Below are 23,136 nucleotides of genomic sequence, written 5' to 3'. Positions count from 1 at the left end.
CCTCCTCACTCGCCGCGGAGCCGGTAGCCGACCCCGCGGACGGTTTCCACAAGCGTCGGGTCGCCGAGCTTGCCGCGCAGCGAGCCGACGTGCACCTCCACGGTGTGCCGGTCGGCCCAGGTGGTGCCCCAGACGTCGAGCAGGATCCGGTCCCGCGGTACGGCCACCCCGGGCTGGCGGGCCAGGGAGAGCAGGATGTCGAACTCCTTGCGGGTGAGCGCCACGGGCCGGCCGGCCACGGTGACCGTCCGGCCACCCACGTCGATGCGTACGGCGCCGGCCTCGATGAGACTCCGCTCCGGCGCGGTGTGCGCGGCCCGGCGCAGCACCGCCTCGATCCGCGCCTGGAGCTCCACCATGGAGAACGGTTTCACCACGTAGTCGTCGGCGCCCAGCCGCAGCCCGAGCACCCGGTCGCGTTCCTCGCCCCGGGCGGTCACCGCGATGATGCCGAGCTGGCTGCTGCGCCGGCGCAGCTCCCGGCACAGGTCGGTGCCGTCCCCGTCGGGCAGGGTCAGGTCGAGCAGCACCAGGTCGCAGGGGGCGGCGGAGAGCGCGGCCTCGACGGTGGCGGCGTGCTCCACCTCGTACCCGCGGCGGGTGAGCGCCGACGAGAGGGCGGCGGCCACCCGACGATCGTCCTCGACCAGGAGGATCCGCACCCGTGCCTCCATCCGCTCGACGTGCTGCCCTGCGAATGGTGGCAGACGACGCGGCGGGACGGGAGGCCCGGTGGGCTTCTAGGCTGCGGTGGTGATCTACAAGATTCTGACCGACAGCGAGTGGGAGCAGGCGCGGGCGGACGGGCGGTTCACCGGCACCGCGATGGACCGGCAGGACGGCTACATCCACCTGTCCGCGGCGGACCAGGTGGTGGAGACCGCCCGCCGGGTCTTCGCCGGGGTCACCGGCCTCACCGTCCTCGCCGTGGACGAGACGCGGCTCGGCGACGCGCTGCGCTGGGAGGTGTCCCGGGGCGGCGCGCTCTTCCCGCACCTCTACGCGGCGCTGCCGGTGGACGCGGTGGTGGCCGCGCATCCCCTGCCCGCCGACCGGCCCGCCGCCGACGCGGTGGCCGAACTGGTGGCGTGACGGCTCGCTATGCTGCGACGTGCCCGCCCGCCGGCTCCGGGAGCCCGGCGCGGCCGGGTGGCCCTGGCCCGGCCGGGCGCGCGGCGGTCAGCCGGCGCGGCCGTCCGGCACCGACGGCGCGACGACGCGCCCTGCCACGATGCGAGTTGACATGACTGACACCAACGACCGGCCCGCCTCCGTCTTCGTCCACCCGACGGCCGACGTGGAGGACGGCGCCACGGTCGGCGACGGCACCAAGGTCTGGCACCTGGCCCACATCCGGTCGAGCGCGCAGGTCGGCGCCGGCTGCGTCATCGGCCGCAACGTGTACGTCGACGCGCAGGTCACCGTCGGCGACCGGGTGAAGATCCAGAACAACGTCTCGGTCTACCAGGGCGTGACCATCGAGGACGAGGTGTTCGTCGGCCCCTGCGCCGTGTTCACCAACGACTTCCGCCCGCGCGCCCAGAACCCGGACTGGACCATCACCCCGACCATGGTCCGCCGGGGCGCCTCGATCGGCGCCAACGCCACCCTGGTCTGCGGCATCGAGGTGGGCGAGTACGCGATGATCGCCGCCGGCTCGGTGGTCACCCGCGACGTCAAGCCGTACCAGCTGGTGGCCGGCAACCCGGCCCGGCCGAAGGGCTGGGTCGACGAGAAGGGCGAGGTCGTCTCCCGGGACGTCGACAACCCGCCGCACCAGGGCTGAGCGCGCGCGGCGGCGCCGCGACGCGAGCGGGCCCCGGCCGTCACACGGCCGGGGCCCGAAATCGCGGAAGGGTCAGCCGCCGATGACCACGCGGCGGACGCCGGCCCAGCGCGCCGGGTCGGTGACCCGGCGGCCGTCGACCAGCACCGTCACGCCCGGCAGGTCGGCCGGGGTGAGGTTGCGGTACTCGGCGTGGTCGGCCTGGATGACCGCCGCGCCGACCGGCTCGCCCTCGTAGCCGGGCAGGCCGTGCGCGGCCAGCTCCTCATTGGTGTACATCGGGTCGGCGACGTACGGGACGGCGCCCCGCGCGCGCAGCGCCTCGACGGTCGGGAAGACGCCGGAGAACGCGGTCTCCTTGACGCCGCCCCGGTAGGCCGCGCCGAGCACCAGCACGCCCACCCCGGTCAGGTCCCCGTACGCGGCGGCGAGCAGGTCGACGGCGTACTCCGGCATGGCGGCGTTGGCCTCGCGGGCCGAGCGGACCACGGTGGCCGCCGGGTCGTTCCACAGGTACATCCGCGGGTAAATCGGGATGCAGTGGCCGCCGACGGCGATGCCCGGCGAGTGGATGTGGCTGTACGGCTGGGTGTTGCAGGCCTCGATGACCTTGGTGACGTCGACGCCCACCGTGTCGGCGAAGCGGGCGAACTGGTTCGCCAGGCCGATGTTGACGTCGCGGTAGGTCGTCTCGGCGAGCTTGGCCAGCTCGGAGGCCTCGGCCGAGCCGAGGTCCCAGACGCCGTTCGGGCGGTCGAGGTCGGGCCGCTCGTCGAAGTCGAGCACCGCCTCGTAGAAGCGCACGCCGTGCTCGGCCGACGCCTCGTCGATGCCGCCGACCAGCTTGGGGTAGCGGCGCAGGTCGGCGAAGACCCGGCCAGTGAGCACCCGCTCCGGGCTGAACACCAGGTGGAAGTCCTGGCCGGCGGTGAGGCCGGAGCCCTCCTCCAGCATGGGGGCCCAGCGGTTGCGGGTGGTGCCGACCGGCAGGGTGGTCTCGTAGCTGACCAGGGTGCCGGGCTTGAGGCCACGGGCGATGGCCCGGGTGGCGTCGTCCATCCAGCCGAAGTCCGGCACGCCCTCGGCGTCGACGAAGAGCGGCACGACCACGACGACGGCCTCGGACTCGGCGACCGCGGTGGCCGTGTCGGTGGTGGCCGACAGCAGCCCGGCGGCGACCGCCTCCTTCAGCTTGACGTCCAGGTCGGTCTCGCCGGGGAACGGCACGGCGCCGTCGTTGACCAGCTGGACGACCCGCTCCGAGACGTCGGCACCGATCACGCGGTGCCCCTTCGAGGCGAACTGCACGGCGAGCGGCAGACCGATCTTGCCGAGCGCGACGACGCAGATGTTCATGAAACTACTTTCCTCCAGAGGGCCGCATTCGGCGCAGGCGGGCAAGGAACCGACCGGGGGTCACCGGCGTGATCGCGACGATCACCTGGCCCTTGTGATTGGTGGTGGGCGTGACGAGGTGGAGCCGGACGCCGCGCCGGGCCAGCCGCCGGGGCGCCGCGACGCGGCGGTCCGTCCGGAGCGGCGCCGAGGCGACCCCGCCCAGCGCGGTCACCTCGGCACGCACCACCCGACGCTCCCCGTTCGCCGCGGCGACCGCGAGCAGCCGGTCCACCGCGAAGTCCGTCCGTACGACGGTACCGGTGCCGTCGGGCGCGACCGACGTCACACCCGCCACCTCGCCCACGCTGACCCGGACCGCCCCGGGGGCCAGTTCGGACAGCACGGCCCAGGGGCTGCCCGCGGTGACCACCAGGGCGCGGGCGCCGCTGGCGTCCCGGCCCCAGGCCAGCTCGGTCGCGGTCAGCCTGGCCAGCACCTTGCCGGCCCGGTCGGTGACGTCGTACCAGTCGTCCGGGTAGCCGAACGCCGGGTCGCGGAAGCCGACGTGGTGGGCGTACCAGCGGCCGTCGGCGATGGTGACCTCGGGCAGCGCCTTGTCGGCCTGCTGCCCGATCAGCTCGCGCAGCTGCGCCAGGTCGCCGTCGCGCGCCACGGCGAGCCGCAGCCGCTCCGCGGGTGCCATCCGGGCCAGGACGCCCTCGGTCAGGTACGCCTCGGCGAGCTTGCGGATCCGGTCGTGGACGTGCTGCTGGACGTCCGGGGACAGGCCCAGGAACTCCGCCCGGAGCAGCTTCGCCACCTCCCAGCTGAAGTGGCGCAGCAGCACCGCGTCCCGGCGTGGGCCCGGCTCGATGAGCCCGGCCACGAAACCGACCAGTTCCTCGGCGCAGCGCAGCCGCTCCTCGAAGCGGCTGGCGTAGGTGATGTTCTGCGCGTTCTCCCGCTTGACCGCGTAGTAGTACTCGTAGTCGGCGAGGACGGAGATCTTGTCCGCCCGGAAGCAGGCCTCCAGCGTGAACGGCTGGTCGCTGCCCATCGGCATGTCGGTGCGGAACCGCAGGCCGTGGCGCTCGACCAGGGCCCGCCGGAACAGCTTGGTGTTCGACAGCGACCAGGGCAGCGCGCTGTCGAACAGGTCGAGCCGTTCCTGGGTGTTCGCGTAGACCGCCTGGTGCACGTAGCGCTTGTTGGTGCCGACCATCCGGCCGAGCACCACGTCGGAGTCCCACCGGTCGGCGGCGGCCACCAGCCGCTCCAGCGCCTCCGGGCCGAGGTGGTCGTCCGAGCCGATGAAGAAGACGTACCGGCCGTGGGCGTGGTCCAGGCCGAGGTTGCTCGGTGCGGCCGGGCCGCCCGAGTTGGCCTGGTGCAGCACCCGGACCGTCTCCGGGTAGCGGGCGGCGTACCGGTCCAGCTCGGCGCCGCTGCCGTCGGTGGAGCCGTCGTCGACCGCCACGATTTCCAGCCGGTCCAGCCCGATGGTCTGCCCGACCAGCGACTCCAGGCAGCTGGTGAGGTACGGCATCGTGTTGTAGACGGCGACGACCACCGTCACGTCCGGCTGACGGCTCACGCGCCGGCCCCCACCGAGGTCGGGACCGGGTCGCCGGCCGGCCGGGACGGGGCGTCGGGCAGCAGCCGGGAGTAGACGCCGTCGAGCACCTGCGCCTGCGCCTCCCAGGTCCAGCCGGCCAGCAGACCGGGCCGGTCGTACGCGGCGCGGTAGCGCGCCGGGTCGGCGAGCACCGCGGTGACCGCCCGGACGAAGTCGGCCACGTCCTCGGCCGTGAACACCTCGCCCTGCCCGGTCTCCCGGACAGTGTCCGCCATCGTCCGTACGTCGGAGACGACCAGCGGGAGGCGGGCGTGTGAATACTCGAAGAACTTGGTGATCAGCGCGATCTCGTGGTTGGGCCAGTGTTGGATCGGGATGACGCCGACCTGCGCGCCGGACAGGAACCGGACCACCTGGTGGTGCGGGACGTAGGGCAGCAGGTGCACGCGGTCCGCCACGCCCAGCTCGCCGGCCCGGGTGACCAGGCCCTTGACGTAGGCCGAGGTGGGCTTGTTGACCACGAACGCGACGTGTGCGCCGGGCAGCCGGGGCAGTGCCTCGACCATCACCCCGAGGCCGCGCTTGACGGCGGCCACCCCGCTGTAGACCAGCAACGGGGTGTCCGGGCCGATGCCGCAGAGCGCGCGGATGTCCGGCACCGGCTCGCCCGCGTCGGCCGGCAGCTCGTCCACGGCCGGGGCGTTGAGCACCACGGCCGGGCGCTCCGCCAGCCCGTGCTCGCGGCGCAGCAGGTCGGCCAGGCCGCCGGAGACGGTCATCGTGGCGTCCGCGTACGGCACGTACTCGCGCTCGTGCGCCACGTTGCCGGGCAGCCAGCGGGCGTTGTCCCGCCACGGCTGCACACCCGGCAGGTACTCGTGGGCGTCCCAGACCAGCGCGATCCGGCGGCCCTTGGCGGCGGCCCGGACCTTCGCGCGGGCGCCGACGCCGATCATCCGGAAGTCGTTGGCGTGGATCAGGTCCGGGGCCAGCTCGTCGACGACCGGGCCGTAGGCCAGCTCGTAGTCCCACAGCCCCGGTTCGAGGCGGCGCCACGCGCCGTCGCCGCGCAGCCGCTGCCAGAACAGCGTGTACGCCCGGTCCCAGGGGCCGTCGAGCTTGCGGCTCTTCCGGGCCTGGTTGAGCTGCCGGTTGCGGAAGCCCACCCACTTGCGGGTCAGGCCGGCGAGCTTCTCCTCGGCCCGCAGCGCGGCCCAGGGCAGCCCGCCGGGCCGGCCGGCGCCGGACTCCCGGGCCGCGGTGGTCAGCGCCGCCCGCCGGACCGCCAGGTCGGCCCGCCAGGCCCTCACGGCCTGGGAGCGGTGGGCGGCGATGCCGGACGGCGGGTAGGCGAACGGCCGGCGCAGCCACACCCGCCGGAACTCGTGCCGGCGCTTGGCGAGCGGCTCGGGCATCGGAATCAGGCGGACCTCGGCGTCGCCGAGTCGCCAGCGCTGCGGCTGCCCGACGGGCGCGCGCCCGAGGAGGACGACGTCCCAGCCGGCCTCGGCCGCCGACCGGGCGGCCTTCTGTACCCGGGAGTCACCGATGACCCCGTTGTCCACCAGCATGACGACCCGTCCCCGGGTGGCCGCCGGGGCGGTCGTGCCGTCAGATCCCATTCCTGCCCGTCTCCGTTGTCACCAGCACCGCACCCGCGGACCCGAGCGAGTCTACGACAACGGGTCCGCGGGAAACGCCCGCCGCCGTCGGCGGTCCGCGGCCTCCGGCGCCGATTGCTACCCTCCATGCTGTTCAACGACCGGCGACCTCGCCAGTTCCCCGGCCGGGCCGGCGTCGAGCCTCTCCGACGGGCCGCGCCCGCCGTCGGATCACCCCAGCTCAGCGCGGACAGGATCGCAGTATGGACATGGTGACAACCGAGGAGCCGAGCCGGCCGACGCCGCCCCCTTCGGCCACACAGGCGAGCCCCCTCCCGGATCGTCCCCGCCTCGGCCGCCGGCTGACGGCGGCCGGCCGGGCCGCGCTGCCCGCGCTCGCGGCCTACGCCGTGATCCGTCTGGTCGGGGTGCTGACCGTGTACGTCTGGGCCCGCAACCTGGGGCTCTCCCCCGAGCAGCGGCTCAGCAAGTCGGACGGCACCTACTACCTCTCGATCGCCCAGCACGGCTACGACGGGTACGTGAAGACGCAGAGCGACATGGCGTTCTTCCCGCTCTACCCCGGCCTCACCGGCGTCCTGGACCGGATCAGCCCGTTCAGCCCCCGCGAGGCGGCGCTGATCGTGGCGTGGCTGGCCGGGCTCGCCGCCGCCTGGGGGCTCTTCGCGATCGGGGCACACCTGCACGACCGGCGCACCGGTGTAATCCTGGCCGCACTCTGGGCCGCGCTGCCGCACGCCATCGTCGAGTCGATGACCTACAGCGAGAGCCTGTTCACGGCCCTGGCGGTCTGGACGCTGTACGCGCTGCTGCGCAACCAGTGGCTCACCGCCGGCGTGCTGTGCCTGTTCGCCGGGTTGACCCGGCCGACCGCCTCGTCGTTGATCCCGGTGGTGGGGCTCGCCGCGCTCGTGGCGATCGTCCGGCGGCGGGACGGCTGGCGGCCCTGGGTCGCCATGCTGCTCGCCCCCGCCGGCTGGCTCGGCTACCTGGCCTGGGTGGGCACGCAGACCGGGCGGCCGGACGGCTGGTTCCACATCCAGTCCGCCGGCTGGGGCAGCACCTTCGACCTGGGCGCGTACACCGTCCGCCGGGGCCAGGAGGTGCTCGCCGAGACGACCACGCCGCAGATGCTGGTGGTGAGCGTGGTGTCGCTGCTGGCGGTGATGTTGTTCGTGCTGAGCCTGCTCGACCGGCAGCCCTGGCAGCTGCTGCTCTACAGCGGGCTGCTCCTGGTCACCACGCTCGGCGCCGCCGGCTACTACCACGCCAAGGCGCGGTTCCTGCTGCCGGCGTTCGCGTTGCTGCTCCCGGTCGCGGCGGGTCTGGCCCGGGCCGGCTGGGCCCGGGCGGTCACCGTGCTGGTGGCGGCCACCATCTTCTCCGCCTACTTCGGCGGATACCTGCTGCTGATCTGGACGAAGTCGCCGTGACCGGTCACCCGGTGCGGGCGGGGACGCCCGTCACCGGGTGAACGGGCGCACGTCCCACAGCCAGACGTCGTCGACCTGCCGCCCCGGGCCGTACAGGGCGTCCAGCACGCTCCTCAGGTTGTCGTGCCGCCGGGCGCCCACCGGCAGCGCCACGGCGTCGGCCTTCCAGTAGCGGACGTCGGCGCGCGCCTGGGCGATCTCCGCCGGGTCGACCCGGGTGTCCCGTTCGCCCCGGGAGACGGCGGTGAGCAGCTTCGCGGTCGGCTGCGGTTCGACGCCCCACCGGCCGGTGGCGTCGGTCGCGGAGACCGGGCCGAGGAAGTAGCCCTCGGGGACGGCGAAGCCGACCAGCCCGGCGGAGCTCCAGTACACCGAGGTCATCTGGTTGACCGGGACGGGCACCAGGGTGCGGCCGGGCGCCACGTGGTCCTTCCACGCGCCGCTGGAGACGAAGTCGGGGGCGGGGACCCGGCTGCGGGCCTCCAGCGGCGTCGGCAGGACCGGCAGCAGCGCCGCCAGCGCCACTGCGGCGGCCAGCCAGGGAACCAGGCGGGCCCTGCCCGCGCCGGTCGCCCGCATCCGGACGAGGCGGTCCCCGGCGAGCGCGAACAGCACGCCGAGCGCCGCCGTGGTGATCAGCGCGAACCGGGAGACCACCACCGAGTCGAACACCGGCAGCTCGCTCACCAGCGCGAACGGTGCCGGGACAGCGGTACGCCGGGTGCCCCAGGTCCAGGTCGTGCCGATCGAGAAGAGCGCGGAGATCGCGATCACCACGCCGAGCACCCGGCCGGCGATCTCCCGGCGCAGCCACCAGCAGGCGAGAAGCGCCAGGACCACCACCGGCCAGCCGTAGAAGCTCGACTGCTCGGTGGTGTTCGGAGCCCAGTGCAGCGCGCTGGTGGGGCTGCCCGCCACCGACTCGGTGGCGTAGCGCACGAACGAGCCGAGGGTCAGCGCGTAGTCGTCCGGGTCGCCGGGGTGCCCGACCCGGTGCTGCGGCCCGGCGAACTGCATCCAGAGCGGGTACGCCGCCGCCGCGGCGACCAGCACGCCGGTGATCGCGAGCCCGCCGAGCACCGGCCGGACCCGCCGCAGCGCCTCGCGGGGCCGGAAGATCACGTAGCCGACCACCAGCATGAGACAGCCCAGCGCCAGCAGGAAGAGGATCTCCAGGCTGACGAAGAACTGCGCCACCACGAGGCCGCCGAGCACCAGGCCGTCCCGGACCGGGCGGCCGTCGCGGGCCAGGCGGACGACCCGCCACACGATGAAGGGCACCAGCCACTGGGCGGTGATGTGCGGGTGCCCGTTGCTGTGCGAGACGAGGGCCGGAGCGAAGGCGCAGAACAGGCCGCCCGCGAACGCCGCCACCCGGGACGGGACCAGGTGCCGGGAGAGCACGTGGTACCAGGCGTACCCGGTGCCGGCCAGGTTCAGCGTGATGAACAGCAGGTAGGAGAAGGAGGCGCCGAACAGCAGGGTGACCGGTGCCAGCACCAGGCCGGGCAGCTGCATCCCGACGTTGGTCATCAGGTTCACGCCGCTCGGGGCGTTCTGCAGCGTGGTGAAGAACGGGTTCTCCAGGTGGCTGACCGCGTGCGCCGCGTACGCCAGCATCCACTCGTTGAAGCCCTGGTCGTTGGGGCGGCTGCCGAGCAGCTGGCCGGCGGGGTCGCGCCAGCCGCGGGCGGTCACCCAGAAGGCGCCGGCCAGGAAGACCGCGGCGGCCAGGAGGTCCGGGCGCAGCCGGCGCCAGCGGGTGCCGCCGTCCGGGCGTTCGGCCGCGTCCACCGGCGGCTCGGTCCGCCCGGCGGCCTCGGCGGTCACCGGCTCGGTGCCGGCGGAGGCGCGGGTACGGATGTCGGGGCCCGGAGCGGTCATGGCGCCGTAGTTTACGCACGCGCCGGGACGCCCCTGGCCAGGATCGCCACGCGGGACCGCGCGTCCCGGCGTGGCGCGGCACCGACCGGCGGGTCGTGAACGGTCGACGAAGATCCGCCGTCGGGACCGCGAACGGAGCCCGTCGCCCGGCCCGTCCCACCTCGGCGGATCGGCCCCTGCGGCCGGATCCCGCCCGGCGCCACGGGGCCGGTGCGGGCCGGCGGCGGGCACCGTCGGTTAGGGTGGTGCGCTGTGTCCCGCGCCGCGCCGCTCGTCGCCATCGGCCCTGCTCCGGCGCCGATGACCGGAACCGCCCGGTGGCGCTGCGCACGATTCGCCGCCGACCGCCACCGCGTCCGTCGTCCGTCACCGGCCGGGGCACTACTATTCCTAGGGCCGCCCGCCCACGACCCGGGCCTCCGCGACCGGCCGGTCGGGGTGAGCACGGCCCCCGGCCCCACCGCCGGGGCGGCGCCCAATCCACCCGTCGTCCCCGTCGCAGATCACGAGGAGTCACGTAGTGAAGGTCGTCAGCATTGTCGGCGCCCGACCGCAGTTGGTGAAGCTGGCGCCCATCGCCGCGGCGTTCGCCGAGGACGGGTGCGAGCACGTGATCGTGCACACCGGTCAGCACTACGACGCCGACCTGTCCGACGTGTTCTTCTCCGGCCTCGGCATCCCGGACCCGGACGTGCACCTGGGCATCGGCTCGGGCAGCCACGGCGTGCAGACGGGCAACACCCTCGCGGCGCTGGACCCGGTGCTCGCCGCCGAGCGGCCGGACTGGGTCCTGGTCTACGGCGACACCAACTCGACCCTGGCCGGCACCCTGTCGGCGGTGAAGCAGCACCTGCGGGTGGCGCACCTGGAGGCCGGGCTGCGCTCGTTCAACCGGCGCATGCCGGAGGAGCACAACCGCGTGCTCACCGACCACGCCGCCGACCTGCTGCTCGCCCCCACCGAGGAGGCCATGCGGCACCTGGCGGCGGAGGGCCTGGCGTCCCGCTCCGAGCTGGTCGGCGACGTCATGGTGGACGTCTGCCTTCGGGTCCGGGACGAGGTGGCGCGCGGCGGCCTGCCCCGGCCGGCCCTGCCCGAGGGTGTCGACCCGGACGCCCCGTACCTGCTGGCCACCCTGCACCGCGCCGAGAACACCGACGACCCGCAGCGGCTCGCCGCGCTGCTCGACGCGCTGGCCGACCTGCCCGTGCCGGTCGCGCTGCTGGCCCACCCGCGGCTGGTCGCCCGGGCCGAGGAGCACGGCCTGAAGCTGTCCCGGGGCTCGCTGCACGCCGCCCGCCCGCTGCCGTACGCCGCCATGGTGGCGGCCGTGCGGGGCTCGGTCGGCGTGGTCACCGACTCCGGCGGCCTCCAGAAGGAGGCCTACCTGCTCGACCGCCCGTGCACCACGCTGCGGACCGAGACCGAGTGGGTGGAGACCCTCGCGGACGGCTGGAACGTGCTGGTCCCGGACCCGCGCGAGCTGGGCGCCCGGTGGGCGGCGACGGCGACCCGGCCCGCCCCGGAGGCGTCCCGCGGCACCCCGTACGGCGACGGTCGGGCGGCCCACCGCGTCGCCGAGACGCTGCGCCGGCACCTGGCATGACGGCGCGTCCCCTCTTCACGATCGGCTACCTGCGATGAGCAATCGACTTCTCCCCCTCCCCCGGTCCGGCGGCGGGCGGCGGCCGCACGCCATCTACCTGGCGATCGGCTTTCCGCCCGCGGCGAAGAGCAGCGCCTACCGGCTGCGCGAGACGGCGAACCAGTTCGTCGCGCTGGGCTGGGACATCACCGTCATCACCATCTGCCAGGAGGCCTGGGAGCGGGAGTACGGCCTGGACCACACCCTCTCCGAGAAGGTCGACCCGCGGGTCAAGGTGGTCGAGCTGCCGCTGATCCGGGAGGACCTGGAGACCGACATCCGGGCCTTCTCGGAGGAGCGCTCGCTGGACCCGGCGGGGTGGATCAAGCGGCTGCGCCAGCGTGAGCAGAAGGCCTTCCCCGAGCCGGTCTTCGGCGGGTGGCGGTACGACCTGGAGCAGGCGGTGCTGCGGGTGCACCGGGAACACCCCGCCGACCTCCTGCTCGCCTCCTGCGCCCCCTACGTGAACCTGGCCGCCACCTGGAAGCTGTGGGAGGAGCACAAGGTTCCCTACGCGGTCGACTTCCGGGACGGCTGGTCGCTGGACGTGATCGGCGGCGGCGAGGCGTTCACCCGGGACTCGGTCTCCGGCCGCTGGGAGTCCAAGGTGCTCGAACACGCCGTCGCGGTGTGGTGTGTCAACGACCCGATCGCCGGCTTCTACCGCGAGCGGTACCCGCACCTCGCCGACCGGGTGCACGTCGTGCGCAACGGCTACGACGAGGACAGCCTGCCCGACGTCAGCGGCCGGTCGCCCGATCCGGCCGCCGGGCTGACCTTCGGCTACCTCGGCTCGGTCAACTTCACGCCGGCCTTCCTCGAGTCGGTGCTCGACGGCTGGCGGATCGCCCGGCGGGACGACCCGGTGGTGGCGCGATCCCGGTTCGAGGTGCGCGGCCACATCGGCGCCGGTCCCGCCCGCGAGGCCAACCGCCACATGGACCTGCTCAAGGAGGCCGCGGCCGACGGGGTCAGCTTCGGCGGCCCGGTCCCGAAGGCCGACCTGGCGGCGACCTACGGCTCGTGGGACGCCCTGGTCCTCATGCTGGTCGGCGGCCGCTTCGTCACCTCCGGCAAGGTCTACGAGTTCATGGCCACCGGCCTGCCGGTGCTCTCCGCCCACGACGTCGACCACGACGCGACGAACATCCTGGCCGGGCATCCGCTGTGGACGGGAGCCGTCGGCCTGGACCCGCACCGCCTGGCCCACTCGTTCAGCGAGGCGGCCCGGATGGCCCTGAAGGCCACCGACGCCGACCGGACGACCGCCCGGGAACTCGCCCGCCGGTTCGCCCGGCCGGCCGTCCTCGGCCCCGCCGTCCGGCACCTCACCGAGCTCGTCCAGCCCACCACGGCCGGCGCTTCCGCACCGGCCGCTTCGACGGAGGATGTCCAGCTGTGACCACCGTGCTCATCGTGGCCGCCACCGCGCCGAAGCAGCCGGCCGTCCTGATCGAGGCGCTCGAACGCTTCCGCGCCAAGGGCGCCAGCGTCACCGTGGCCTGCTTCTTCAACAGCGCGGACCTGCCGGTCGACCCGGCGCTGGCGGAGGTGCGGACCTTCGCCGTACCCGGGGAGAAGCGGGACGCCCGGCTCCGCAAGGCGCTCGGCCGCGCGCCGGCCAACCGGAAGGTGTGGCTGCACGCCCGGCGCAACCCGTGGCTGCGGCAGCGCTACCGGAAGGCGGACGTGCTGGTGGCGCTCGACGCCCGCGCCGTGCACACGGTGTGGGAGATGGCGCAGCGCAACACCGGCGCCAGCGCCTGCTACGGGCTCGTGCCGGCGCAGAAGGCGCTCGACGCGCGACGGACCGAGTCAATGGGCCGGCGGCTGGAGCGTCAGGTCTCCGCGGCGGCGGGCATCGGCGCCCGCGGCGCCCGGCGGGCGGCCGTGCAGACCGTCCGGACCACGCTGCGCAAGGCCACCGGCCAGACGGTCATGAGCAACCCGGCGGGCGCCTGGTTCTGGACCCGCGCCGTGGCGGCTCCCCGCGTGCCGGACCGGTTGCGCAGCAAGCTCGCCGTCCGGCTGCACGACAGCGCGGTGAAGGCGGGCCGGCCGGCCGTCGCCGCCCGCGCCGCGTCCGCCGCCGTGAACCGGATCACCAGCGCCGGCACCCGCGCGGACGTGCTGACCAAGGCGGCGCAGGCGGAGCTGTCGGCCGGCCGGGTGCCGACCGGCCTGCACGACGCGATCCGGGCCCAGCTGGCGCTGGCGGACAGCCGGCTGCCCAAGGACAGCAAGAAGGCCGCCGCGGCGGTGTCCCGGGCGTGGAGCCTGGCCTCCAACCGGGTGCTGCACTTCGACCGGCTCTCCTCGCCCATGAGCGACGACCCGGGCGGGTTCCTGGCGCCGTTCCGGGAGAGCACCGCGGCCCGGAAGCTGTCGGCGAAGCGTGGCCGGCTCGCACCGGCCGCTCCGGCGCCCACCGACCGGCCGCTGCGCCTGCTGGTCACCACGCTGATCAACGACAACTTTCTGCAGGAGATCCTGGAGCGCTACCGGGCGATGCCGAACGTGGAGGTCCGGTTCCTGGACCTCTACGACGACCCGGCGACCCGCCCGCTGGCCCTGAGCGGCAGCGCCGTCATGGAGCACCTGCTGGCCGGCGAGTCGTCGTACGGCGCCAAGATCGAGGAGTGGCTGCGGCCGCACCTGGACTGGGCGGACACCATTTTCGTCGACTGGTGCCAGGCCACCGCGGCGCTGTTCACGCTGCACGACCCGGGCACCGCCCGGATCATCGTGCGGCTGCACAGCTTCGAGGCGTTCAACTTCTGGCCGCACCTCGTGGACTTCTCCCGGGTCGACGACGTCGTCTTCGTCTCCGAGCACCTGAAGGACCTGTCGACCGCGGTGCTGCCCCAGCTCACCGAGGCGGACGGCCCCCGCCTCTGGGTTATCGACAACGCCATGGACCTGCAGCGCTACCCGCGCTCGAAGCCGGCGGACGCCCGGTTCACCCTGGGCATGGTCGGGTTCAGCTCGGTGGCCAAGGACCCGCGCTGGGCGATCGAGGTGCTGCGGAGGCTGCGCGAGCGGGACGAGCGCTACCGGCTCATCCTCATCGGCAGCGACTTCAACAACCGGACCAGCAAGCCGGCCAAGGACTACGGCAAGCTGTTCAGCCGGGACCTGGCCGAGCTGGAGCCGCTCGGCGCGGTCCGGCGGTACGGGCAGACCGACGACGTCCCCACCGCGCTTCAGGAGGTGGGGGTCATCCTCAGCGCCTCGGTGCGGGAGAGCTTCCACTGCGGTCTGGTGGAGGGCGCGGCGAGCGGGGCGGTGCCGGTGGTCCGGGACTGGCCGTTCTTCGCCGGGAAGCCGCACAGCGCCCGCACCCTGTTCCCCGCCGACTGGGTGGCGGCCACTCCCGAGGAGGCCGCGGAGCGGATCCTGGCCGCCACGGCCACCGAGGAGCGGTGGGCGGAGACCGGTCGGGCCGCGTCCGAGCACGTCCTCAAGACGTGGGACTGGACCGTCACCCAGTCCGGTTACGACCGGCTGCTGCTGGACGACTGAGCCGTTCCGCCCGCGGGGCGCGGCGGCACCGAGCGAACGAGAGGGGCCCGGCCGGTCGGCCGGGCCCCTCTCGTCTGTCTCCGGTGGTCAGCGGACCGGCACGGCCGACCGCTGTGCCGGCACGGACGGAGCGGCGTCCGCCGGGGTGACCGCCTTCGGGTGGTTCGGCAGCAGGCGGGCGTAGACGTCGTCCATCACCCGGGCCTGCGCCTCCCAGGTCCACTGCTCCAGCACGCCGGGCCGGTCGTACGCGGCGCGGTACCGCTGCGGGTCGTCCAGCACCGCCCGCACCGCGCGCAGGTAGTCGTCCAGGTCCTCGGCCCGGAACACCTCGCCCTGGCCGGTGGCGCGGGTCGCCTCGGCCATGGTCTTGACGTCGCTCACCACCATGGGCAGCCGGCCGTGGGCGTACTCGAAGAACTTGGTGATCAGCGCGATCTCGTGGTTCGGCTTGTGGTGGATCGGGATGACGCCGAGGTCGGCGGGGGCCACGAAGGCGGACACCTGCCAGTGCGGCACGTACGGCAACAGGTGCACCCGGTCGGCGACGCCCAGCTCGGCGGCCAGCTCCTCCAGCTCGTACATGATCGGCACCCGGCCGTTCGGGTGCACCGACACCAGCGCCACGTGCGCGTCGGGCATCCGGGTCAGGCCGCGGATCATGATGTCCACCCCGCGCGACGGGTTGATGCCGCCGCAGTAGACCAGCAACGGGGTGGTGGCGTCGATACCGCACATCGCCCGAATGTCCGGCACCGGCACGGCCCGCTGCTCCGGGGTCAGTGCGGCGGGCGGGGCGTTCAACACGACGGCCGGCTGCTCGGGCAGGCCGTGGGTCTCCCGCAGCAGGTCGGCCAGCGTCGAGGAGACGGTGATGACGGCGTCGGCGTAGGGCGCGTGCTCCCGCACGTACGCGATCTGGGCCGGCAGCCAGCGCAGGTTGGTGGGCCGGCCGATGATGCCGGGGACGAACTCGTGCGCGTCCCAGACCAGCTTGACGTCCCGGCCACCGGCCCGGGCCCGCATGACGGCCCGCGCGCCGACGCCGAGCATCCGGAAGTCGTGCGCGTGGATGAGGTCCGGCTCCAGCTCGTCCACGACCGGCGCGAAGGCCAGCTCGAAGTCCCACAGCTCCGGGTCCAGGCGGCGCCAGGCCCGGTCACCCTGGAGGGCCTGCCAGAATCGCAGGGCCGCCCGGTCCAGCCGGGAGTTCGGGTCCTGCTGGTGCTCCTGGAGGCGCTTCAGCTCGCGGGAGCGCAGCTTGACCCACTGCATCGTCGCCTTGTTGACGAAGTACGGCGCGGCCAGCCGGGCCTTGCCGGCCAGCTCGGCCCAGCGCGGCCCGCCGGCCTGCCGCTGGACCTTGATCTCGGAGAGCCGGAAGTTGAGGTCGTCCCGCCGGGCCTTGAGCTTGTTCTGCTTCCGCTTCGACTCCGGCCCCGGCCGGTACGCCAGCGGGCGGCGCAGCAGCGCCCGGCGGTAGGTGACCGGGTGCGGCAGCCGCCGGGGCACCCGGATCAGGCGCACCTCGGCGTCACCGATCCGCCAGTTCTCCTCGGCGCCGGCGCCCTTCAGGATGCCGACCAGGATCACCTCCCAGCCGGCCTCCGCCGCCGACCGGGCGGCCTTCTGCACCCGGGAGTCGCCGTGGACCCCGTTGTCGACCAGCATCACCACCCGCCCCCGGGTCGGTGGGGCGTCGGTGGACGGCACAGCTCGCATGGGGTGCTTCTCCTCGTTGACGGGTCTGACACGGTCGGTCCGGTGACCCTGCGCCGGTCGTCCGGGGACGACCGGCGCGGGGTCACCGGAGGAAGGCGTCGAAGACCTCGGCGGTCCGCCGACCGTCGTGGTGCTGGCGGACGTAACCGGGCCCCTCGGCGGCGAGCGCCGCCGCGGCGGCACGGTCGTCGAGCAGCGACTCGATCGCCTTCACCAGGGTGGTGGGCGTGGCGTTCACGATCGGTGGTTGGATGCCGGCCGCGCGGTGCACCCCCTCGCTGAGGTATGCCACCACCGCCCTCCCGGCGGCCATCCCCTCGCAGGAGAACGTGCCGTAGGTGCCCATGACGAGCTGGTCGACGACGATGTCGGCATCCTGCACCAGGCGGCGCATCTCGCTGTACGGCAACCCTTCCACCAGGCGCAACTCGATGATCCGTCGGTCGTGCAGCTCCTGCAACCCGGGCAGCAGCCGGTCGGTGCCCTTCGTCCAGCGGTTGGACGGCGCGTGCAGCACCACCGGGCGGGCCCGTTCCAGGACCGGCCGGTCGCAGAGCCAGCCGTCGACGTCGACCACGAGCGGCGCCCAGGTGGCGAAGGGCACGTCGTCCAGCAGGTCGGGGGTGGTCACGTAGAGCGGGAGGCCGCTCTCCTCGGCGATGCGCCGGTTCCGCTCGGCCACCGTGGTGAGCCGCTCCCGCAGGTCCTCCGGGGCGTCCCGGAAGGCGGACTCGGCGTGCCGTTCCAGGTGCGCGCCCGGGTGGCGGATCTCACTGCCGTGCGCGAGCAGCGCGACCTTGATCCGGGCCCGGCGCAGGGCGGGCAGGTCGGCACCGATGTCGTCGCCGTTGAGCCGGCCGAGCACCGGACGGAAGGCGTCGACGATCAGGTGGGTGTACGCGCCGAGCACCCGCCGGGCCTGCTCCAGCTGCACGTCGAGCTGGTGCTCGGCCGGGAAGTGGAGGTAGCGGTCCGCCGGGTACCGGTAGGTGGCCGGCGGCTTGGCCATGACCAGCTCCACGCTCACGTCCCGGCGGGCGGCGCTGATCGCGGCCGCCAGCGCGGAGAGCTGACCGGCGTAGTTGGCGGTGCCCAGGCCGAGCCGCACCGGACCGGCGCCCAGGGCCCGCCACGGACCGGGCGTGCCGGCCTCGACCGGCGCGACGGCCGCCTCCGGCGTCTCCGCCGCACCGGCCGCCTCGGGCGCGTGTTCCCACACCCGCTCGACGACCTTCACGAAGGACGGCACCGAGCCGGGAGCGAACAGGTCGCCGGTGTGGTGCCGGGCCAGGTACTCGCGGACCGGCCGGGCGTTGCCGGCCACGATCCGCAGCCCGGCGGCCCGGTAGGCGTCGAGCACGGCGGGCGCCGGCGACGCGTCGCCGGCCTCCTCGGTGAACCCGTGCACGGCCAGGTCGGCCGAGGCGAGGAAGGCCGGCGTCAGCCGAGCGGGGCGGGGCACCTCGTGCACCCGCCGGCCCGCCTTGCCGGCGCGGCGGATCAGCTCCCGCACGGCCGCCCGCTCCGTCTCGGCGCGGACGAGGGCCAGGTGGAACTGGGGCAGGCGGACCAGGGCGGCGAGGATGCCGCCGAGCGCCCGGTCCGCCGTGACCCCGCCCGCGTGCACGAGCAGGGGCACGGTGGTGGGCAGCTCGCAGAGCTCACGTACCGAAGGAGTCTCCCAGGGCCGGTCGCCGGCGGCGGCCCGGCGGAGCGCGATGCGCCACCGCCGGGGGAGCCGCCGCTTCACCGCGGAGACCGTCCGCCGCACGGGCGCCGGGCTCATCGCAGTGCCGGCTCCACGCCGCTGCCGCTGGACGCGACGGACACGACCTTGCCGTCCGAGGCGGACTCCAGCAGGCCGGCGGCGACCTGCACGGTACGCAGGCCCTGCCGCAGGGTGACGATGTCGCTCTGCTTGCCCTCGACGGCGTCCCGGAAGCGCTCGTGCTCGACCAGCAGCGGCTCCCGCTTCGGGATCGCGTACCGCACCATGTCGCCCTCGGCCACGCCGCGGAACGCGCGCAGCGCCTCCCACTCGGTGTCGATGGCGGCGTTGGCGTAGAAGGTCAGGTCGGCGGTGAGCGTGTCGGCGACGAAGCAGCCCTTGTCGCCGGTGACCACGGTGGACCGCTCCTTGAGCGGGCTCAGCCAGTTGACCAGGTGGTTGACCATCGTGCCGTCGGCGAGCTGGCCCACCACGGCGACCATGTCCTCGTGCAGGCGGCCGCTGCGCGAGACCGTCCGGGCCGACACGGAGCGGTATTCGCTGCCGGTCACCCAGGCGGTGAGGTCGATGTCGTGGGTGGCCAGGTCCATCACCACGCCGACGTCGGCGATCCGGTGCGGGAACGGGCCCTGGCGCCGGGTGACGACCTGGAACACCTCGCCCAGCTCGCCGGCCTCCAGCCGGGTACGCAGGCTCTGCAGCGCCGGGTTGTAGCGCTCGATGTGGCCGACGCCGGCGACCAGACCGGCGGACTCGAACGCCTCCACCAGCCTGGTGGCGGCCTCGACGGACTGGGCCAGCGGCTTCTCGATCAGCGCGCAGACACCGTTGGCGGCCAGCTCCAGGCCGATCTGCTCGTGCAGGGCGGTCGGGCAGGCGACGACCGCGTAGTCGACGCCCATGGCCAGCAGGTCACCCAGCGTGGGGACCACCGGCGCGCGGAGCGTGCCGGTCACGTCGCCGGCCGGGTCGACCACGCCGACCAGCTCGACGCCGTCGAGGTTGGACAGCACCCGGGCGTGGTTGCGCCCCATCGCGCCCAGGCCGATCAGGCCGGCGCGCAGCTTGCGGGCCTGGCTCATCGGGCACCCCCGGCGAGGTTCGCACCCTCGGCGATCCGCTCCAGGTCGGCCGGGCTCAGCGACGGGTGCACCGGCAGCGAGACCACCTCGGCGGCGGCCCGCTCGGTCTCCGGCAGGTCCCACGGGCCCGGCTTGCCCTCGGAGTCGAGGTAGGGCTTGAGGCGGTGGATCGGGGTCGGGTAGTAGACCGCGTTGCCGATGCCCAGCTCGGTGAGGCGGGCCATGGCCGCGTCCCGGTTGCCCTGCACCCGCACCGTGTACTGGTGGTAGACGTGCTTGGCGGCGTCCGCCACGGGCGGGGTGACCATCCCGGTGATCTTCGAGTCGAGGAACTTGGCGTTGGCCCGGCGCTGCTCGGTCCACTCGGCGAGCTGGGTGAGCTGCACCCGGCCGATCGCGGCGGCCACGTCCGTCATCCGCATGTTGGCGCCGACGATCTCGTTGGCGTACCGCTGCTCCATGCCCTGGTTGCGCAGCAGCCGCAGCGTGCGGGCCAGCTCGGCGTCGGCGGTGGTGACCATGCCGCCCTCCAGGGCGTGCATGTTCTTCGTGGGGTAGAAGCTGAAGCAGCCCGCGGTGCCGAAGGCGCCGACCGGGGTGCCGTGCAGGGCGGCCCCGTGCGCCTGGGCGGCGTCCTCCACCACGGCGAGGCCGTGCCGCTCGGCGATGGCCATGATCTGGTCCATGGCCGCCGGGTGACCGTAGAGGTGCACCGGCATGATGGCGACGGTGCGCGGCGTGACGGCGGCGGCGACGGCCTCCGGGTCGACGCAGAAGCTGCCCGGCTCGATGTCCACGAAGACCGGCTCGGCGCCGACCAGCCGGACCGCGTTCGCGCTGGCGGCGAAGGAGAACGAGGGCACGATGACCTCGTCACCCGGGCCGAAGCCGAGCGCCATCAGGGTGAGCTGGAGCGCGGACGTCCCGGAGTTGACGGCCACGCAGTGCCGCCCGGCGACCAGCTCGCCGAACTCCTCCTCGAACGCCGCGACCTCGGGGCCCTGCACGACCCGGCCGCTCCGCAGCACCCGGACAGCCGCCTCGATCTCGGCCTCACCGATGATCGGTCGTGCTGGGGGAATGAACTCTGGATGCGGCCCGACCATGGGGCTTCCTCCTGTCGACAGGGTTCTCACGTGGGGGACGGTTTCGGGGGATGGTAGCGGTTGATGCTCAAAACAACCCGGTCGCACCCATTGTCCGACCAGTTGTGTCCTGGTGTTCATGATCGACTGGCGGGTCGCGGACGGGGACCCGGGGGTCACACTTCCACCTCGCCGCGGACAGGCCCCAAGCATGCTACCCGGAGGGCCGCGACGATCGCGGAGGCCAGGCGGGGCACCTCGTCGAGATCCAACGGCGCCCGGGAGATGGCCAGCCGCCAGTAGACCGGACCGACGATCAGGTCCACCGCCGCGCGCCGGTCGGTGTCCGGGGACAGCTCACCCCGCTCGACCGCCCGGCCGATGAGGATCCGGCCGACGGCCTGCTGGTAGTCGTCCAGCGCCGCCTGGAGCTTCTCCGCGATCTGCGGGTTGCGGGCCGCCTCGGCCAGCAGGTCCGGGATGATCTGCGAGGCCAGGCGGTGACGGAGCGCCCGGGCCATCACGTGGAGCAGGATCTCCAGGTCGCCCAGCAGGCTCCCGGTGTCCAGCAGCGGCAGGTTACGGCCCGCCGCCGCGGAGACCATGTCCAGCACGAGGTCGAGTTTCGAGCGCCAGCGGCGGTAGATCGCGGTCTTGCTGACCCCGGCCCGGCGGGCCACCGCCTCGATGGAGAGGCGGCCGTAGCCGACCTCGGCCAACTCCTGCATCACGGCGGCGCGGATGGCACTGGTGATCTCCCCGCGCAGCACCGCCGCGCCGGCCGGGGCACGCCTCTTCTCGGTCGTCACGTGGGACAATGTAGCGCAACGACGGTACGGTTGCGTCCCGACGTGTTTTCGACTACCTTCCACGCATCAGCGAGGCACCTTCCCGCCCGGCCACGCTAGATTTTCACGCCGCGACACACACTTCCCTGCTCCCCATCGGCACGAAAGATCGGAGCGCCTCACCATGGCCAACACCGCGGTGGCCGACCCCGAATCCGGGCTGACCCGGGCCCAGCTCGCCCAGCGGTACGGGCTCCGGGTCGCCGGGGAACGCCCGCCACTGGCCGAGTACGCCCGCCGGCTGTGGGCGTACCGACACTTCATGACCGCGTACTCGCGGGCGAAGGTCGCCTCCTCGTTCAGCAACACCCAGCTCGGCCAGCTCTGGCAGGTGCTCACCCCGCTCACCAACGCGGCGGTCTACTACCTGATCTTCGGCGTGATCCTCTCGCAGCACCGGAACATGTCGAACTTCATCGCGTACCTCTGCACCGGCGTGTTCATCTTCATGTTCACCCAGACCGCGGTGCAGAACGGCACCAGCGCGATCACCGGCAACCTGGGCCTCATCCGGGCCCTCCAGTTCCCCCGCGCCGCGCTGCCGGTCACGGTCACCCTGGTGCAGTTCCAGCAGCTGCTCATGTCGATGGTGGTGCTGGCGGGCATCGTGCTGCTGACCGGTGAGCCGCTGACCTTCCGCTGGTTCCTGATCGTGCCCACGCTGCTGCTCCAGTCGATCTTCAACGTGGGTCTGACCATGGTGATGGCCCGGCTCGGCTCGAAGGTCACCGACCTCAAGCAGGTCATGCCGTTCGTGATGCGGACCTGGCTCTACGCCTCGGGCGTGCTCTACCCGGTCACGCTGTTCCGGCAGCACCTGCCCTCCTGGGCGGCCAGCCTGCTGGAGTGCAACCCCCCGCTGATCTTCATCGAGCTGGCCCGGCACGCGCTGCTGGAGTCCAACCAGCAGAACCTGGTCAGCTCGCCCGCCCGCCTCTGGCTGCTCGCCGTGGCCTGGGCGGTCGTCATGGGCATCGGCGGGTTCGTCTACTTCTGGCGCGGAGAAGAGGAGTACGGCCGTGGCTGACCTCACGTCTCCGGCGGGCAACGCCGCCGTGGTGGACTCGGGACGCATTCCCACCGTCGTGGTGGACGACGTGCACGTGATCTACCGGATCCACAAGGGCGCCACCGGCGGCACCAGCCCGGTCTCCGCCCTCAAGCGCATCGTGTCCCGGACCAACGCGCCGAACATCCGTGAGGTGCACGCGGTCAAGGGGGTGAGCTTCACCGCGTACGAGGGTGAGGCCATCGGCCTGATCGGCAGCAACGGCTCCGGCAAGTCCACCCTGCTGCGGGCCATCGCCGGCCTGCTCCCGCCGGCCCGGGGCGCGGTCTACACCCAGGGCCAGCCGTCCCTGCTCGGCGTGAACGCGGCCCTGCTCAACGACCTCTCCGGCGAGCGCAACGTGGTGCTCGGGTGCCTGGCCATGGGCATGTCGCCCGAAGAGGTCAAGCGGCTGGCGCCGGAGATCATCGAGTTCTCCGGGATCAACGAGCGCGGCGACTTCGCCTCGCTGCCGATGCGCACCTACTCCTCCGGCATGGGCGCCCGGCTGCGCTTCGCCATCTCCTCGGCGAAGAAGCACGACGTGCTGCTCATCGACGAGGCGCTGGCCACCGGTGACCGCAAGTTCCGGGCCCGCAGCGAGCAGCGGGTACGGGAGCTGCGCGACAGCGCCGGCACCGTCTTCCTGGTCAGCCACTCCATCGGCTCGATCCGGGACACCTGCGAGCGCACCATCTGGCTGGAGAGCGGCGTCCTGAAGATGGACGGCCCCACCCAGGAGGTCTGCGACGCCTACGAGAACCAGAAGTAGCCGTCCGGAGCGCACCGGTCCCGGGGTCGCCCGGGTCGGTGCGC

Annotated in this window: 18 protein-coding genes; 8 read left to right on the top strand and 10 right to left on the bottom strand. The window is 73.5% G+C overall.

Going from position 1 to position 23,136, the window contains the following annotated elements; genetic code table 11:
• Window positions 1-5 precede the first annotated feature (5 nt).
• Window positions 6-674, bottom strand: a complete 669-nt coding sequence (locus NFX44_RS12330) for a response regulator transcription factor (protein WP_262283653.1) — start codon at window positions 672-674, stop codon at window positions 6-8.
• 79 nt (window positions 675-753) lie between these two features.
• Here NFX44_RS12330 and NFX44_RS12325 point away from each other — a divergent pair, with 79 nt between their 5' ends.
• Window positions 754-1,092 carry a DUF952 domain-containing protein gene (locus NFX44_RS12325; protein WP_262283652.1) on the top strand — a complete coding sequence of 113 codons (339 nt, stop codon included), beginning with the start codon at window positions 754-756 and terminating at the stop codon, window positions 1,090-1,092.
• A 151-nt stretch (window positions 1,093-1,243) separates the two neighbouring features.
• Window positions 1,244-1,786 carry an acyltransferase gene (locus NFX44_RS12320; protein ID WP_262283651.1) on the top strand — a complete coding sequence of 181 codons (543 nt, stop codon included), beginning with the start codon at window positions 1,244-1,246 and terminating at the stop codon, window positions 1,784-1,786.
• 72 nt (window positions 1,787-1,858) lie between these two features.
• Here NFX44_RS12320 and NFX44_RS12315 read toward each other — a convergent pair whose 3' ends face one another.
• The 3 genes from NFX44_RS12315 to NFX44_RS12305 are packed head-to-tail and all read right to left on the bottom strand — an operon-like array spanning window position 1,859 to window position 6,271.
• A complete protein-coding gene (locus NFX44_RS12315; RefSeq protein ID WP_262283650.1) occupies window positions 1,859-3,142 on the bottom strand; it encodes a nucleotide sugar dehydrogenase in 1,284 nt (427 codons plus the stop codon).
• A gap of 4 nt (window positions 3,143-3,146) precedes the next feature.
• Window positions 3,147-4,718 (bottom strand): glycosyltransferase, encoded by a 1,572-nt coding sequence (locus tag NFX44_RS12310; protein WP_262283649.1) that lies wholly within the window; start codon window positions 4,716-4,718, stop codon window positions 3,147-3,149.
• Window positions 4,715-6,271 carry a glycosyltransferase family 4 protein gene (locus NFX44_RS12305; protein ID WP_262283929.1) on the bottom strand — a complete coding sequence of 519 codons (1,557 nt, stop codon included), beginning with the start codon at window positions 6,269-6,271 and terminating at the stop codon, window positions 4,715-4,717. Before NFX44_RS12305 ends, NFX44_RS12310 begins: the two co-directional genes overlap by 4 nt.
• 293 nt (window positions 6,272-6,564) lie before the next feature.
• On the opposite strand from NFX44_RS12305, the gene NFX44_RS12300 reads away from it, so the two are divergent.
• On the top strand, window positions 6,565-7,755 hold the full coding sequence (locus NFX44_RS12300; RefSeq protein WP_262283648.1) for a hypothetical protein: 1,191 nt from the start codon (window positions 6,565-6,567) through the stop codon (window positions 7,753-7,755).
• Between the two features lie 30 nt (window positions 7,756-7,785).
• Here NFX44_RS12300 and NFX44_RS12295 read toward each other — a convergent pair whose 3' ends face one another.
• Window positions 7,786-9,639, bottom strand: a complete 1,854-nt coding sequence (locus tag NFX44_RS12295) for a hypothetical protein (RefSeq protein WP_262283647.1) — start codon at window positions 9,637-9,639, stop codon at window positions 7,786-7,788.
• Window positions 9,640-10,159: 520 nt separating this feature from the next.
• On the opposite strand from NFX44_RS12295, the gene wecB reads away from it, so the two are divergent.
• The 3 genes from wecB to NFX44_RS12280 are packed head-to-tail and all read left to right on the top strand — an operon-like array spanning window position 10,160 to window position 14,806.
• On the top strand, window positions 10,160-11,245 hold the full coding sequence (gene wecB / locus NFX44_RS12290) for a non-hydrolyzing UDP-N-acetylglucosamine 2-epimerase (RefSeq protein WP_262283646.1): 1,086 nt from the start codon (window positions 10,160-10,162) through the stop codon (window positions 11,243-11,245).
• Window positions 11,246-11,279: 34 nt separating this feature from the next.
• Window positions 11,280-12,686, top strand: coding sequence for a glycosyl transferase (locus NFX44_RS12285; RefSeq protein WP_262283645.1), 1,407 nt, complete (start codon window positions 11,280-11,282; stop codon window positions 12,684-12,686).
• Window positions 12,683-14,806, top strand: a complete 2,124-nt coding sequence (locus tag NFX44_RS12280) for a glycosyltransferase family 1 protein (RefSeq protein ID WP_262283644.1) — start codon at window positions 12,683-12,685, stop codon at window positions 14,804-14,806. Before NFX44_RS12285 ends, NFX44_RS12280 begins: the two co-directional genes overlap by 4 nt.
• 87 nt (window positions 14,807-14,893) lie before the next feature.
• Here NFX44_RS12280 and NFX44_RS12275 read toward each other — a convergent pair whose 3' ends face one another.
• From NFX44_RS12275 to NFX44_RS12255, 5 genes are all read right to left on the bottom strand, one after another.
• A complete protein-coding gene (locus NFX44_RS12275) occupies window positions 14,894-16,528 on the bottom strand; it encodes a glycosyltransferase family 4 protein (protein WP_262283643.1) in 1,635 nt (544 codons plus the stop codon).
• A gap of 82 nt (window positions 16,529-16,610) precedes the next feature.
• Window positions 16,611-18,314, bottom strand: a complete 1,704-nt coding sequence (locus tag NFX44_RS12270; RefSeq protein ID WP_262283642.1) for a glycosyl transferase family 1 — start codon at window positions 18,312-18,314, stop codon at window positions 16,611-16,613.
• Window positions 18,311-19,339 (bottom strand): Gfo/Idh/MocA family protein, encoded by a 1,029-nt coding sequence (locus NFX44_RS12265; protein WP_262283641.1) that lies wholly within the window; start codon window positions 19,337-19,339, stop codon window positions 18,311-18,313. The genes NFX44_RS12270 and NFX44_RS12265 overlap by 4 nt, the downstream gene beginning before the upstream one ends.
• Window positions 19,336-20,445, bottom strand: a complete 1,110-nt coding sequence (locus NFX44_RS12260; RefSeq protein WP_262283640.1) for a DegT/DnrJ/EryC1/StrS aminotransferase family protein — start codon at window positions 20,443-20,445, stop codon at window positions 19,336-19,338. The genes NFX44_RS12265 and NFX44_RS12260 overlap by 4 nt, the downstream gene beginning before the upstream one ends.
• A gap of 155 nt (window positions 20,446-20,600) precedes the next feature.
• Window positions 20,601-21,233 (bottom strand): TetR/AcrR family transcriptional regulator, encoded by a 633-nt coding sequence (locus NFX44_RS12255; RefSeq protein ID WP_262283639.1) that lies wholly within the window; start codon window positions 21,231-21,233, stop codon window positions 20,601-20,603.
• A gap of 163 nt (window positions 21,234-21,396) precedes the next feature.
• On the opposite strand from NFX44_RS12255, the gene NFX44_RS12250 reads away from it, so the two are divergent.
• Entirely contained in the window at window positions 21,397-22,299 is a 903-nt protein-coding gene (locus tag NFX44_RS12250) for an ABC transporter permease (RefSeq protein ID WP_262283638.1), read from the top strand.
• Complete coding sequence (locus tag NFX44_RS12245) at window positions 22,292-23,092, top strand: ABC transporter ATP-binding protein (protein ID WP_262283637.1); 801 nt, start codon at window positions 22,292-22,294, stop codon at window positions 23,090-23,092. The genes NFX44_RS12250 and NFX44_RS12245 overlap by 8 nt, the downstream gene beginning before the upstream one ends.
• The last annotated feature ends 44 nt before the right edge of the window (window positions 23,093-23,136 follow it).

It is taken from the genome of Micromonospora sp. MA102 (assembly GCF_025460765.1).
Lineage (GTDB): Bacteria > Actinomycetota > Actinomycetes > Mycobacteriales > Micromonosporaceae > Micromonospora > Micromonospora halotolerans.
Note: the sequence above shows the minus strand (reverse complement) of the source record. Positions and strands in the feature narration are given on the sequence as shown.